The 240-nt window shown below is 69.2% G+C and carries 1 protein-coding gene; it reads left to right on the top strand.

Annotated features, from left to right (window positions below):
- Positions 1-240, top strand: a 240-nt coding sequence (locus tag EOA79_RS33105) for a hypothetical protein (RefSeq protein WP_164748640.1), incomplete at both ends; no start/stop codon positions are given.

Raw genomic sequence — 240 nt, 5'->3', positions numbered from 1 at the left:
CGCCGGCAGCCAATGGCGGCGACGTGACGGTCAACGAGGACGACCTGCTCGCCAGCCGCGGCGCCGGTGAATCGGCCGGCTCCGACACCTCCAAGGAGAGCACCACCCAGGGCGGCACCTTCACCATTGCCTCGCCCGACGGCATCGCCACGCTCAGCATCGACGGCCACGCCTTCATCACCAACGGCGTCTTCAGCGCCGGCTCCTTCACCACGGCGCTCGGCAACACGCTCAACGTCA

It is taken from the genome of Mesorhizobium sp. M1A.F.Ca.IN.020.03.2.1 (assembly GCF_004023205.1).
Lineage (GTDB): Bacteria > Pseudomonadota > Alphaproteobacteria > Rhizobiales > Rhizobiaceae > Mesorhizobium.
Note: the sequence above shows the minus strand (reverse complement) of the source record. Positions and strands in the feature narration are given on the sequence as shown.